Consider the following 16,164-nt stretch of genomic DNA (forward strand, 5'->3'; position numbering starts at 1 on the left):
TCACATCGTCTCACCGCTGAGCAACTGGCCGAGCTGCCGGCCGTACGAACTCAGCGCTTCGGTGGTCAACATTGCCTGATGGGTGCTGTCGATCGAGTGCACGACGATGTCGCCGGCCACGTGCGGTCGCCAGCTTCGGTGCAGGAACGAACTTCGAGGCGAGCGAAGCGACGGGGAATCACTTCGAGGCGAGCGAAGCGACGGGGAATCACTTCGGTCGCTCTCGTCCCGCTCAGCGGAGAACATGATCACATCACCATTGAAGACACCGGCTTCGTGGTCGCGGTAAAACGCGATGTTGGTGTTGAAATTGTCCACCATCTGATCCAGCAGCTGACCGTATCCAGCAAATTCAGCGCCGCCTGGCTCGCCAACCAGTTCGTCCAGCTGCTTCCTGTCCACGGCGTGGCTCGCCATGCTGCTGAGACTGGGCTCGGCGTCGAGCAGGACGAGCCGTGCGGCGCCACCACGCCGCTCGAGCTCCGAGGCGACTTCATGCGCGACGACGCCGCCAAACGACCAGCCAAGCAGGTGGTACGGGCCGTCCGGATGAATAGCTTGAATCCTGTCGGCATAGTTGGCCGCCATGTCGCGGATCGATCGTGGTGCCTCGCCATCGTCGCCGTCCGGGGCTTGCTGGATCCCGATGATCGGGCCGTCGAGGTAACCACCAAGAACCTGATAGGGCCAACTGACCCCGCTCACCGCATGCAGACAGAACACCGGAACACCGGCGCCGTCCTTCAGAACCTGAACGGGGACTATCTCTCCCGCCGACGCGGTGTTCGTCAGTAACCGCTCGCTCAACGTTCGCACGGTGGGCGCCTCGAAGACGGTCGACACCGAGAGGTCGGCGTTCAGGCTGGTGTTGACGGCCGCGATCAGGCGCATCGCCGAGATGCTGTCCCCGCCGAGGTCGAAGAAGGACTCATCAACGCCGACCCGTTCGACGTCGAGGACCCGGCCGTAGATGCCTGCCAGCACGTCCTCGGTGGGATTGCTCGGAGCGTGGTACTCACCGGCCCGGAATTCCGGGGCGGGCAACGCGCGGGTGTCGAGCTTGCCGTTGACCGTCATGGGTAGCGCCGAAAGCACCACCACCGCCGCCGGGACCATGTGTGCCGGTAACCGGTCGGCCAGCTGGGCGCGCATCGCCGCGGGGTCGGCCGTACCGGTGACGTACCCGACCAGGCGCTTGCCACCTGCGCCATCCTCACGGGCGATCACCACCGCCTGCTCGACGCCGTCGAGGCCGGCCAGCGCGGCCTGGACCTCGCCGGGTTCGACGCGGAACCCGCGGATCTTGACCTGCTCGTCGGCGCGTCCGACATATTGCAGCTGCCCATCGGCACCCCAACGCACCAGATCCCCGGTGCGATACATGCGTGAGCCTGGCGAGCCGCCGAACGGGCAGGCGACGTACCGCGACGCGGTCAACGCGGTCCGCCGCACATACCCGACGCTCACGCCTGCCCCTGCGACGTATAGCTCGCCGACCACACCGGGTTGGACGGGACGCAACCAGGCATCGAGCACGAACAGTGCCGCTCCTGGCACGGGCGAACCGATCGGCACCGATCTGGATGCCCCGGAGTGCCCAGCCTTTAGGGACGCAGTCATCGCCGCGTACACCGTGGTCTCGGTCGGGCCGTACGCATTGATCATCACCCGGCGGGGCGGACCTTCCTCCTCGCGTGCGGGGGAAGCCCACCGGTCGACCAGCTCGGCCGGGCAGGCCTCACCGCCCACCAGCAACGCCACCGACCCCAAGCCCTCGGGCGACAGCATCCCGGCCGCAGACGGCGTCTGGGTGAGCACGTCGATCCGTTCGCGGACCAGCATGGCGTGGAACTCGTCCGGTGTGGCCGCGACCGACTCCGGCACGACCACCAGGCGCCCGCCGTGCAGCAGTGCACCCCAGATCTCCCACACCGAGAAGTCGAAGGCATAGGAGTGGCACTGTGTCCACACCTGCGCCGGCGGTAGGCCGGTGGCCGGCGAACCGAACAGCCGGGTCACGTTGCCATGCGCGACGGCGACCCCCTTGGGCACGCCGGTGCTGCCCGAGGTGTAGATGACGTAGGCGACGTCATCGGGGGCGGGCACCGGTAGCGACGTGCACGGGTTGGAGTCGATCGCAGGGTCCGCAGGGTTGTCTACGGCAATCACCTTTACGCCCAGTCCGTCGAACCGCTCGGCGAGACCACTGGTGGTGATTGCGACGACGGGTGAGGCATCGGCCAGCATGAAGGCGAGTCGGTCCGCGGGCACGGCCGGGTCGATCGGCAGGTAGGCCGCCCCGGCCTTCAGCACCGCCAGAATCGACACGATCGCGTCGGCCGACCGCGAAAATAGCAGTGCGACAGACTCCCCCGCGCTCACGCCGTGAGCGACCAACAGGTGCGCCAGCCGGTTCGCGGCGTCGTCGAGTTCGCGATAGGTCATCGACAGCTCGCCGAAGGTCACCGCCATCGCGGCAGGCGCGCGCTCGACCTGGGCGGCGAACAATTCTGGAATCGACACGGCTGCGGCCGCCGGTTCGGACAGCACCGCGCGATGACCGATCTCGCCGAGCCGGGCGTGCTCGTCGGCATCGAGCAGGTCGACCGACGAGAGCCGCCGCGTGGGTTCGGCGGTCATCGCCACCAGTACCCGCTCGAACCCGGCGACCAGCGCCTCGATGGCGGCAGCATCGAAGACATCGGTGTCGTACTCGACGCGAAGGCTCAGTTCCCGGCCCGGCATCGCCTGCACCGTCAACGGATAGTGGTTCTGCTCATGGCTGCTGAAGTCGGTGATGGCCAGCTCTTGACCATCGTGGTTGCCGCCCAACGCGGCGGCACCCACGGGGTAGTTCTCGTACGCGAAGAGGGTGTCGAAGAGCTTGTCCTGTCCGGTGATTCGGTGCATCTCACCAAGCGCCAGGTGCTGGTGCTCGAGCGTCTCGTTGTGCGCGTCCTGCAGTTGATCGAGCAGTTCGGCGGTGCTGGTCGTCGCGGTGACGTTCGCGCGCACCGGCACGGTGTTGATCATCAGGCCCACCATCGAATCCGACCCGGCCACGTCGGTTGGCCGGCCCGAGACCGCGGTGCCGAATGCGACGTCGTGCTGACCGGTCAGCTGAATCAGCAGTTGCGCGTAGGCAGCCTGCAACACGACGTTCACGGTGGTATGACACGTGCGGGCCAGCTCACCAACGGCTTGCGTGGTTTCGGCCGACACCGCAAAGGATTTCACCCCTCGGGCGCCCAACTCGAACCGTTGCGCCGGGCCGACCAGCGTGGGGGTGTCGAAGCCGGCCAGCACCGCACCCCAGGCCGAGCGGGCCGCGTCAAGGTCGCGATCGGCCAGCCAGCTGATGAACTTCCGGTACGGCGCGACGGCGGGCAGTCGCTGTCCGTAGTAGCTGGCGAATATCGCGCGCAACAGGATCGGCAACGACCAGCCGTCCATCACGATGTGGTGGTTGGTCAGCACCAGCCGGTGCCGATTCGCCGCGGTGCGGATCAGCGCGACCCGGAACCCGGGCTGATGTGCGAGGTCGCCGACGGCGACGCGCTCGGCGGCGCAGAACCGTTGGATCCCTTCTTCGCTCAGATCGCCGTTCGAGCTGAAATCGTGGGAATTCCACGCGATTTCGGGCTCGGCCGGAATGATCTGCACCGGCTCGTCGAACTCGTCGCAGAATCGGGCGGCCAGGTTCGGATGCCGACCCGCCACGGTGCGCACCGCGTCGCGCAGGCGGTGGGGGTCGAGCGCACCGGTCACGGTCAGATCCAGCTGTACCGCATACATGTCGGCGCTGGCCCGCGCGGTGCGGGCGTGGAAGAGCAGCCCCTGTTGCAGCGGGGTTACCGGCAGGATGTCGGCGATCCGGTGTCGCAGCTCCAGCGCGTCGATCTGCTCTTGGCGCATGCGCGCAGGCGCCACGTCGGAAGGGGTCAGGCCGCCCCCGCCGCTACGGACGTGCGTGCAGATCCCGGCCAGCGCCTCGAACCACAACTCGCTCAACCGGCTGACTCGTGCATGGTCGAGTGCCGAGGGCGCCCACGTCCAGTTGGCGTGCAGCTGCGGGCCGGTGTCGGTGTCGACGGTGCCTGCGTTGAGCTCCACGGTGTGCATCAGTGGCGTCGGCGTCGCGGTACTGATGCCGGTGACCGACATGCCGTCCCGGCTGATCCGCCACAACTCGCCCGATGCCTCGGGTCCCCCACCGAGCCGGCCCAGATAGTTGAACCCGATCGTCGGGTCCTGGCCTTCGAGGTCCACGTCGCCGTTCAGATAGCGCAGCAGACCGTAGGAGAGGCCGTCGGGCAAGGCGCGCAGCTGTTCCTTGGCGTCCTTGAGCACCGCGCCCAGCGCCGCGTCTCCGGCCACCACCTGCGCCCAGGACAGCTCACCCAGGTCCAGGGATACCGGGTATTTGGTGGTGAACCAGCCAACGGTGCGCGATAGGTCGACCCGTTTGTCTGGGGCGGCTACTTCCTCGTGACGCCCGTGGCCCTCGACGTCGATCGCGATCGGTGCGTTGCCAAGGCCGGTGCCCACGAATTCCGCAGCGGCCAAGGCGAACCCGATCAACAGGATGTCCTGCACGCCGGCGTGGAACGCCGCAGGCGCCTCTCGGAGCAGCGTCCGGACCACGTCGGCGTCGTCAAGCGAAACCGACAGCTGCCCGGCATTGGCAAAGGTGTCGACCTCGGGCCGCACCGCGGGCAGCGCAGCGGGTGTGGCCGCCACCTGTCGCCAGGCGTCCGCCTGGGCAACGACCCCCGCGGTGCGGGCATGTTCACCGAGGAGTTCCGCCCAGCGCTGGAAGGAAGTCCCACCCGCCGGCAACGCCACCGGCTGCCCCGCCCGATGCTGGACCCAGGCGATGTTCAAGTCCTCCAGCAGAATTCGCCACGAGACGCCGTCGACGGCGAGATGGTGGACGATCAGCACCAGCTGGCCCGACGCGGCAGCCCACGACGCGCTGAGCATCACCCCGGCCGCCGGGTTCAACCGCGACCGCGCCGCTACCACGGCTTCTTCGGACAATTCGTCGACTGAGTCGAGGCACAGGCGTGCATCCACCGCCCCGGCCTCGGGCACGTGAAGGGACCACGTGCCAGCCAGTCCGATTCGATCTCCTTCTTCGGTGCGTAGGCGCAACATCGCGTGCCGATCCAGCAAGGCCTGCAACACCACTGCCACGTCACCTTCGGTGACGCCCGCCGGAGCCTGCACCACCACCGTCTGGTTGAACTGGTCGACAGGTCCATTCACCGCAGCCAGCCACTTGATGATCGGCGTGGCCAGTACCGGACCGACGCCCTCGTCGATCTCATCGGCTTTACCGTCGGTCGCGCCAACCACGAGAGCCAGCCGGGCCACGGTCTGCTCGACGAAGACGTCGCGCGGACGGCACGTCAGCCCTGCAGCACGCGCCCGGGCCACGACTTGCATCGACATGATGCTGTCGCCGCCCAGTTCGAAGAACGGGTCGTCGACGCCAACGCGGTCGAGCCCGAGCACCTCGGCGTAGATGCCGGCGAGCACCTCCTCGATCGCAGTGCCAGGAGCGCGATAGTGGTCGACGTCTCCGTACGTCGGGGCGGGCAGAGCGCGCTTGTCGAGTTTGCCGTTGGGGGTCAACGGCAGCGCCGCCACCGTCACGACCGCCGCCGGGACCATGTACGCCGGAACGTGCTTGGACAGGGCGGCGCGGGCGTCGGCCGGGTCGGCGGTGCCGGTGATGTAACCGACCAGACGCTTGTCACCCGGACGGTCCTCGCGGGCGATCACCACCGCCTGCTCGACCCCGTCGAGGCCGGCCAAAGCCGTTTGGACGTCGCCGAGTTCGATGCGGTAGCCGCGGATCTTGACCTGCTCGTCGGCCCGTCCGAGGTATTGCAGCTGTCCATCGGCGCCCCAACGCACCAGATCCCCGGTGCGGTACATGCGCGCCCCTGGCGCGCCGAATGGACAGGCCACGAACCGCGATGCCGTCAGCCCACCCCGACGCACGTAACCCGACGCCACTCCCGCACCGGCCATGTACAACTCACCGACCACGCCGATCGGAACCGGCCGCAACCACTCGTCAAGGACGAACGACGCCGCCCTCGGCACTGGCATGCCGATCGGCACCGCGCCGGATCCCGCGGTCAACGGTCTGCTGACCGTCGCGTAGATGGTGGCTTCGGTGGGGCCGTACGCGTTGAGCATGACGCGGGCAGGCTGATCATGCTCCTCGCGTCCGCGGAAGGCCCACCTGTCCACCAGCTCCGTTGGGCAGGCCTCACCGGCCACCACTAGCGCCGTCGACTCCAGTCCGTGCGGCGACAACATCATTGCCGCGGACGGGGTTTGGGTCAGCACGCTGACATGTTCGGCTACCAGGAGAGCGTGCAGGTCCTCCGGCGAGCGCGCGACCGATTCTGGCACGACCACCAGCCGCCCGCCGTGCAGCAGGGCCCCGAAGATCTCCCACACCGAGACGTCGAACGCGAGCGAATGCCACTGGCTCCAAACCCCCGCCGGCGGCAACTCGCCGCCAAGGGCTCCCAACAGACTGATGACGTTCCGGTGCGTGATGGCCACGCCCTTGGGCACCCCCGTGGTGCCCGAGGTGTAGATCAGGTAGGCGAAGTCATCGGGGGCCGGCGGCGAGAGGTCGGTCTCGGCCCGGGTGTCGTCGGCGGGGTCGACGGGATCGTGCACGTCGATGACCGTCACGTCGAATCCGTTGAGCCGGTCGGCCAGCTCGGTCGTGGTGATGACCGCGATCGGCGCGGCGTCGGAGAGCATGAACTCGACCCGCGACGACGGCAACGCTGGATCGATCGGCAGGTAGGCCGCCCCGGTCTTGAGGACCGCCAGAATCGACGTAATCGCCTCGGCCGACCGTGAGAACAGCAGCGCCACAGTCTGTCCCGGCCGCGCCCCGCGGCCGGCCAACAGATGTGCCAATCGGTTCGACGCCTCGTCCAATTCCCGGTACGTCAGCGACCGGCCCTCGCAGGTGAGCGCCAATGCATCCGGGGTGCGGTCGACCTGAGCAGTGAACAACTCCGGAATGGCCGCGTCCGCTAGTGGCCAGCCTGCCGGATCGGTCAACACCTCGCGGTTGGTCAGTTCGTCGAGCCGGGCCTGTTCGGGTTCGTCGAGCAGACTCACCGACGACAACGACCGCTCGGAGTCGGCAGCCATCGCCGTCAACACCCGCTCCAGCCGCGCGACAAGCGTTTCGATGGTTTCGGCGTCGAACACGTCGGTGCGGAACTCCACCTCGCCGCCGATACCGGCGGGCGCACCCGCCCCGGTCCAGCGTTCGGCCAGGGAGAACGTCAGGTCCATGCGGGCGGACTGGGTGTCCAACGGAATGGACGTGACGTCAACGCCCTTCAACCCCGAACCAGTGGCCGCATCACGCTGTCCCGCGAAGTTCTGCCAGGAAAGCATCACCTGCACCAGTGGGTGGTGAGTCAGGCTCCGGGTCGGGTTGAGTCGCTCCACGAGCACCTCGAACGGCACGTCCTGGTACTCGAACGCCTCCAAACTGCGCGCCCGGACCTGCGACAGCAGCTCGGTGAAACTGGGATCGTCGGCCAGGTCGGCGCGCAACACCAAGGTGTTGACGAAGAAGCCCACCAGATCATCGAGTGCAGGGTCACGCCGCCCTGCGATTGGAAAGCCAACGGCCACATCAGAACTGGCACTGATCTTCGATAGCAACGCCACCAGCGCGGCCTGAATCACCATGAAGCTGGTCGCGTTGTGCTCACGTGCCATCCGGGCGATCTGCTGCTGCAGCTCGGCCGGCCAATCCACGGCCACCGTGGCGCCGGCCATGTCGGGGATCAACGGGTAGGGCCGGTCGGTGGGAAGCTGGACCCGCTCTGGCAGCCCGGCCAGGGCATCGTCCCAGTAGGCGAGCTGCGCGGCGACACGGCTGCCGCCGTCATCGAGACGGCCGAATTGCGCGCGCTGCCACAGCGTGTAGTCGACGTACTGCACCGGCAGGGGCACCCAGTCCGGAGCCTGGCCCGCACACCGACTGGCGTACGCCACGCCAAGGTCATCGACCAACGGCCGCAACGACCAACCGTCGGCGGCGATGTGGTGCACCACGGCCACCAACACGTGCTCATCGTCTGCAGCGCGGAACAGGTGAGCCCGCACCGGGATGTCGGTGGCCAGATCGAAGGTGCCGCGTGCCGCGATCTCGAGGGCCTCGCGCAGCCGGCTTGGCGGCCACCGACTCGCATCGATGACGTCCCATCCGAGATCGGCCTGCTCGACGGGGACGACGACCTGCTGTGGCGTTCCGTCTGGTGCCGTGAACAGCGTGCGCAGGCTCTCGTGTCGGGCCACCACATCGGCGAGTGCCGCTCCCAACGCCGCGACATCCAGCCCGCCACTCAACCGCAACGCCGCCGCCATGTTGTAAACCGGTGACGGGCCTTGCAATTGGTCGATGAACCACAACCTGTTCTGGGCAAACGACAACGGAATCACCGCGGGCCGCTCGACCGCGACCAGCGGCTGCAGCCGGCCGTCGCTCTGACCGATCCGCGGTGCCAATTGCGCCACCGTTGGCGCCTCGAAGACCGTCCGCACCGGAAGGTCGACGCCGAGGGCGGGGTTGATCGCCGCAATCAGGCGCATCGTCGACAGTGAATCCCCGCCCAGGTCGAAGAACGAGTCATCGACCCCGACCCGCTCGACGCCGAGGACCTGTGCGTAGATGCCTGCCAGGATCTCCTCGGTGAGGCTGCCAGGAGCGCGGTACACACCGGCGGTGTATTCGGGTTCCGGCAGGGCGCGGGTGTCGAGCTTGCCGTTGATGGTCATCGGCAACGCCGGCAACCCGACCACCGCAGCGGGCACCATGTAGGCAGGCAGCCGATCGGCCAGCAGCGCACGGGTCGCAGCGGGGTCGGCGGTGCCGGTGATGTAGCCGACCAGGCGCTTGCCGCGGTCGCGGTCCTCGCGGGCGATCACCACCGCCTGCTCCACCCCGTCCAGGGCGGACAGCGCCGAGCGCACTTCGCCGAGTTCGATGCGGTAGCCGCGGACCTTGACCTGCTCGTCGACGCGGCCGAAGTAGTCCAGCTGCCCATCGGGGCGCCAGGACACCAGGTCCCCGGTGCGGTACATCCGGCCACCGACGCCGCCGAATGGGCAGGCCACGAATCGGGATCCGGTCAGCGCCCCTCGACGCCAATAGCCCACTCCGACACCACGACCGGCCAGGTACAGTTCGCCGACCACGCCAGCTCGCACGGGCTGTAGCCATTCGTCGAGCACGAAGAATGCCGCCCCCGCCGTCGGCGAACCGATCGGGGGCGCCCCGGATCCCGCGCTCAGCGGGGTGCTCTTGCACAGCCACATCGTCGTCTCGGTCGGACCGTAGACGTTGACCATCACCCGACCGGGCGCCCACCGATCCACCATCTCCGGCGGACACGCCTCCGCGCCGATCACCAACGCGGCCGACTCCAAGCCCTCCGTCGACAACACCGCTGCCGCAGAGGGCGTTTGGGTCAATACCGTGACGCGCTCGCGAACCAGCAGATCGTGGAAGTCCTCCGCCGAACGGGCCACCGCATCCGGCACCACGACCAGCCGACCACCATGCAGCAGCGCACCCCAGATCTCCCACACCGAGAAGTCGAACGCATACGAATGGAACTGCGTCCAGACTTGTTGCGACGCCAGGGCCGGGCTCAATTCGATACCGATGTCCAGCGAGTCGAACAGTTGGCAGACATTGCGGTGCGTGACGGCCACGCCCTTGGGCATCCCGGTGGTCCCGGACGTGTAGATGATGTGAGCCAAGTCCTCGGGGGCGGGCAAGGGCAGCGCCGTGCTGGGCTGCGTGCCGAGAGCGGGGTCGGCCAAGTCATCGAGGTCGATGAAGTTGACGCCGTACCCGGCGAACCGGTCCGCCTGATCACTCGTCGTGACCGCGGCGACCGGCGCGGTGTCGGCGAGCATGAATTCGATGCGCGCCGACGGCAGCGCGGGGTCGACCGGCAGGTAGGCCGCACCCGACTTGAGCACCGCCAGGATCGCCACGACGGCCTCGGCCGACCGCGGAAGCATCAGCGCCACAGCCTGTCCCGGTCCCGCGCCGCGGCTGACCAAGAGGTGAGCCAACCGGTTCGACACCTCGTCGAGTTCGCGGTACGTCAACGACCGTGCCCCGCACACCAGCGCCACCGCCTCCGGAGTGCGGGCCACCTGCGCGGCGAACAACTCCGGCACCGTCGTTCCTACAGCCGGCTGGGTCAGAACCGCCCGGCCGCCCCAACGATCCAGCTGGGTGTGCTCATCGGCATCCAGCGCATCCATCGACGACAGCGGCCGTCCCGGGTCCGTGGTCATGGCCGTCAACACCCGTTCCAACCGCTCGATCAACGTCGAGACGTCGGCGGCGTCGAATACATCGGTGTCGTACTCGACGCGAAGACTCAGTTCGTGGCCGGGCTGCGCTTGCACCGCCAACGGGTAGTGGGTGGATTCCCGCGTGGCGATGTCGGTGATGGTCAAGTCGTGCTCGCCTGACAACGCGTCGGTGTCGACCGGGTAGTTCTCGTAGGCGAAGAGAGCGTCGAACAGTCTGTCCTGACCGGTGATTCGGTGGATCTCACTGAGCGGCATGTGCTGATGGTCGAGGGTGTCGTTGTACGCACTTTGCAGCTGAGTCAGCAGATCCGCGGTAGTGGTGGTCGCGGTGATGTTCGCGCGCACCGGCACCGTGTTGATGAACAGCCCGACCATTGATTCCACGCCGGCGACTTCGGCAGGCCTACCCGAGACCGTGGTGCCGAACGCGACGTCATGCTGGCCGGTGAGCCAGCACAACAGCTGCGCGAACGCTGCCTGTAGCACGGTGTTGACGGTGGTGTGGCACGAGCGCGCCAATTCGCCGACGGCCCTGGTGATCTCCTCGGGCAGCCCGAACGTGTCAACGCTTCGCCTGCCGTGCTCCAGCCCATCTTGCGGGCCGACCAACGTGGGTGTGTCGAAGCCGTCGAACAGCTCGCCCCACGCCGCGCGGGCGGCTGCGCGGTCGCGGCCGGCCAGCCACGTGACGAAGTTGCGATAGGGCGCCGCCGCAGGTAGCCGATGCCCGTAGTAGCCGGCGAATATCTCCCCCAACAGGATTGGCATCGACCACCCGTCGAGCACGATGTGGTGATTCGTCAGCACGAACCGGTATCGGTCCGCTGCGACGCGGATCAGGGCCGCCCTGAAGGCCGGCTGGCCGGCGAGGTCGCACACCGCGGCACGCTCAGCGGCGCAGAACCGCTGGATTTCCTCGGCGCCATCGGCGTCGAGTTCGACGTACTGCCAGCACAGCGCGGGATCGGCGGGAATCACTTGCACCGGTTCGCCGAAGCGTTCGGTGGGCAGGAGCGAAGCGACCGGGGGGATGGGCTGGTAGAAGCGGGCCGCCAGATTCGGATGCCGGGCGACCACCGCGTGCACGGCGGCGCGTAAGCGGTCCTCGTCGAGCCGGCCGGTCACGCTGATGTCCAGTTGCCCCGCGTACAGGTCGTCGTCGTCGTTCGAAGGGGAGCCCTTGGCGGTGTTGGCGTGAAAGAGCAGCCCTTGCTGCACCGGCGTCAGGGGAAGCACGTCGGCGACGCGGTGGTGCCGTTGCAGCTCGTCGATCTGCTGCTGGTCCAGACGGGCGGGTGCGATGTCCGACGGCGTCAGTCCTCCCCCACCGGCTCGCACATGGGCGCAGATGCCAGCCAGCGCGTCGAACCACATTTGGCTCAGCCGGGCGACCTGCGCGTGGTCGAGCGACGACGGCGCCCATGTCCAGTTGGCGTGCAGCCGAGGTCCGGTCGCGGTGTCGATGGTGCCGGCGTTGAGCTCGAGGGTGTGCATCAGCGGCATCGGAATCGACATCGGGATGGCCGCAGCGGCACCGGTTGTCGACCAGCCCTCCCCGATCCGCCAGAGATCGTCGGAGAGCCCGGCCCCACCGAACTGGCGTCCGAGATAGTTGAATCCGATCGGCGGGTCGGACGCATCGAGGTCGACGTCGGCGTTCAGGTAGCGCAGCAACCCGTAGGTCAGCGTGTCCGGTAGCGCGCGAAGCTGCTCCTTGGCGTCCTTGAGCGCGGCGCCCAATGCCGCGTCACCGGCGATCACCTGCTGCCAGGACACCCCACCCAGCGATAGGGACACCGGGTACTTGGTGGTGAACCAGCCGACGGTGCGGGACAGGTCGACCTGATTGTCTGAGCCGTCCAGCTCCTCGTGACGCCCATGACCCTCGACGTCGATGGCGATCGGTACCCCGCCGATGCCACTGCCGTCGCCAAGGAATTCCGCAGCCGCCAAGGCGAACCCGATCAAAAGGATGTCCTGCACCCCGGCATGAAACGCTGAAGGGGCCGCGCCCAACAGCATGCTGGTCGTCTCGGCGTCCAGCTGCACGGACAGGTGCCCAGCCGTGGCGAAGGTGTCCACGGCGGGTTGCACGGCGGGCAGCAAGGCGGCGGTCCCGGAAACCTGAGTCACCCGCTTCCAGGCGTCCGCACTAGCCACGACGTCCAGGTGCCGGGCGTGGTCGTTGAGCAGCGCCGCCCAGCGCTGGAACGACGTGCCACCCGTCGGCAACGCCACAGGCTGCCCGGCCCGGTGCTGGGCCCAGGCGATGTTCAAGTCCTCCAACAAGATTCGCCAGGACACCGCGTCGACGGCCAGGTGGTGAACGATCACGAACAGCTCGCTGGTGCTGGAAACCCACAGCGCGCTGAGCATCGCACCAGTGGCGGGGTTCAGCCGCGACCGCGCTGCCACCAGCGCCTCGTCGGTGAACGCGTCGACCGTGTGCAGGCACTGACGAGCGTCCACGGTCCCGGTGTCGGGAACCAGCAATGACCACTCGCCGGAAGCACCATCGCGGTCGACGCGCAGTCGCAGCGTGGCATGCCGATCGAGCAAGGCCTGCAGCACCACCACGACGTCGACCTGGCTGACCCCTACCGGCGCCTGCACCAGGACCGTCTGGTTGAACTGGTCCACCGGGCCGCCTGCGCTTTCCAGGCTGGCCAGCCACTTGATGATCGGGGTGGCCAGCACCGGCCCGATGCCTTCGTCGACCACGCCTGCGGCACGGTCGGCGACCTCCGCCACCCGGGCCAGCCGCGCGACGGTCTGCTCGACGAAGAGGTCGCGCGTCCTGCATGTCAGGCCGGCGGCGCGCGCCCGCGTCACCACTTGCATCGACGAAATGCTGTCGCCACCAAGGTCGAAGAAGGAGTCATTAACACCAACAGCCGCCGACTCAAGCCCGAGCACCTCGGCGTAGATGTCTGCCAGGATTTCCTCAACCGCGTTGTCCGGTGCGCGGTATCCGACCGCGATGTATTCGGGCGCAGGAAGAGCACGGGTGTCGAGTTTGCCGTTGGGGGTCAGGGGCAGCTCCGCGACTGTCACCACCGCGGCCGGAATCATGTAGGCAGGCAGCCGCTCGGCCAGTGCGGCGCGGATCCCGGCCGCATCGGCCGACCCGGTGACGTAGCCGACGAGGCGCTTGTCGCCAGGGCGGTCCTCGCGGGCGAAAACCACCGCCTGATCCACGCCGGGCAGCCCGGCCAGCGCCGCACGCACATCACCGAGCTCGATGCGGTACCCGCGGATCTTGACCTGTTCGTCGGCGCGACCCAGGTAGTCCAGCTGCCCGTCGGCGCGCCACCGCACCAGATCCCCGGTTCGGTACATGCGCGCGCCGGGTTCACCGAACGGGCAGGCCACGAACCGCGACGCGGTCAGCCCGCCCCGGCGCACGTACCCCGACGCCACGCCGGCGCCTGCCACGTACAACTCCCCGACCACACCGACCGGGACGGGCCGCAACCAGCCGTCGAGGACGAACATCGCGGCCTTCGGCACCGGCGACCCGATCGGCACCACCCCTGGCTCCGGCGTGAGTGGTGCACTGATCGCGGCATAGACGGTCGCCTCGGTCGGCCCGTAGGCGTTGATCATCGTCCGGCCGGGCAGTGCCCACCGCTCCACCAGCTCGGCCGGGCACGCCTCCCCGGCCACGACCAATGTGATGCCATCCAAACCGGTGGGCGAGAGTGCTCCCGCCGCAGACGGGGTCTGGCTCAACACGGTGATCTGTTCGGCGACGATCAAAGCGTGCAGGTCTTCCGGTGAACGCGCTATGGATTCGGGCACGACGACCAGCCGGCCGCCATGAAGCAACGCGCCGAAGATCTCCCACACCGACACGTCGAACGACAGTGAATGCCATTGCGACCAGACGCCAGTGCTCGGCAAGCCGCCGCCCTTTGATCCCACCGGGTGCGGCGAGGCCAGCAGCTGGGTGACGTTGCGGTGAGTAACCGCAACACCCTTCGGCACACCGGTGGTGCCCGAGGTGTAGATCAGGTAGGCGATGTCGTCCGGGCGAGGCGAGGGCAGCGGCGTGGCAGGCTGCGTGTCGACCTCGAGATCGTTCACGTCCAACACCGGTACCTCGAAGCCGTCGAGTCGTCCCGCCAGATCCGTGCTGGTGATGACCGCGATCGGGGTGGCGTCGCCGAGCACGAACCCGATCCGTGCCGACGGGAGTGCCGGGTCGATCGGCAGGTAGGCAGCCCCCGTCTTGAGTACCGCCAGTATCGACATGATCGCCTCGGCGGACCGCGAAAACAGGAGCGCCACAGACTGTCCCGGACCCGCGCCGCGAGCGGCCAGCAGCTGTGCCATCTGGTTGGCGGCCTCGTCGAGTTCCCGGTAGGTCCATGACCGGCCCTCACAGGTGAGCGCCATCGCATCCGGGGTGCGCTCGACCGCAGCGGTGAACAGTTCCGGAATCGACGCGTCCATTCCCGGCTGGGTCAATGCCGCTCGGTTGCCGATCTCATCGAGGCGCGCGCGCTCCTGATCGTCAAGCAGATCCACCGACGAGAGTGCCTGACTGGGGTCGTCGGTCATGGCCGTGAGTAGCCGCTGCAACCGTCCGATGAGCGTGACGATGCTGGCGGCGTCGAAGACGTCGGTGCGGTATTCGACGGTCCCGCCGATCCCCGCGAGTTCGCCGTCCTCGGTCCAGCGTTCCCCGAGTGAGAGTGTCAGGTCCATCCGGGCGGTCTTGGTGTCCACCGGCATTGGTGTGACCTGCAGGTCGCCGAGGGTCAGGCCTGCTGCGCCGTTCTTGGGGCCACCCCCGAGTCCGGGAAGGTTTTGCCAGGCCAGCATCACCTGGACCAGCGGGTGATGGGTCAGGCTGCGGGCGGGGTTGAGCCGCTCCACCAGCACGTCGAAGGAGACGTCCTGGTTCTCGTAGGCAGCCAGGCTGCGCTGCTGCACCTGGTCCAGCAGGTCGATAAAAGTAGGATCACCGGCTGGATAACTCGAAAGGTCGACCCGCAGCACCAGCGTGTTGACGAAGAAGCCGACGAGGTCGTCGAGCGCGGGATCACGCCGGCCGGCGATCGGAAAGCCAACGGCCACATCGGAAGTGGCGGCGATCCTAGATAGGAGAGTAAGCAGCGCAGTTTGGACCACCATGAAACTGGTGGCGTCGTGGGCACGGGCCACCCTGGCGATCTGCTGCTGCAGCTCGGCCGGCCACTCGACCGCCACGGTGGCGCCGCGCTGGTCGGCGATCTGCGGGTAGGGGCGATCGGTTGGCAGCTGCAGCCGCTCGGGTAGCCCGGCCAGCGCATCCTCCCAGTAGGCGAGTTGCCCGGCGATGGGACTGTGACTGTCCTGCAGATCGCCGAATTGCGCGCGCTGCCACAGCGTGTAGTCGACGTACTGCACCGGCAGTTCGGCCCATGCCGGCGTTCGCCCGGCGCATCGAGCGACGTACGCCACGCTCAGATCGCGCGCCAGCGGCGTGATCGACCAGCCGTCGGCGGCGATGTGGTGCACCGCGGCGACCAGCACGTGTTCGTCCTCGGCGACCCGGAAGAGGATTGCCCGAATGGGTATTTCGGTGGATAGATCAAAGGCATAGCGCGTCGCTGCGGCTATGGCTTCATCCAAGGCGTGAGTTCCCCGCGCCGTCGGCCAGTCGATGGCGTCGGTGACTTGCCAGCCGAATTCTGCTCGGTCGACGGGGATTACGACCTGTTGCGGTATCCCGTCGGGTGCCACGAACAGAGTCCGCAGGCTCTCGTGCCGGGCGACCACGTC

General features: G+C 67.9%; 1 protein-coding gene (only partly in view). It reads right to left on the bottom strand.

The genetic code is table 11. The features are described from left to right. Positions 1-16,164, bottom strand: the 3' portion of a protein-coding gene (locus HNP02_RS06015; RefSeq protein WP_184436095.1) for a non-ribosomal peptide synthase/polyketide synthase. 15,426 nt of this gene lie beyond the right edge of the window; the window shows 16,164 of its 31,590 coding nt (coding positions 15,427-31,590); the start codon falls outside the window, past its right edge; it ends in the stop codon at positions 1-3.

The sequence above is a fragment of the Mycobacterium sp. AZCC_0083 genome (assembly GCF_014202335.1).
In the GTDB taxonomy this organism is placed as follows: domain Bacteria; phylum Actinomycetota; class Actinomycetes; order Mycobacteriales; family Mycobacteriaceae; genus Mycobacterium.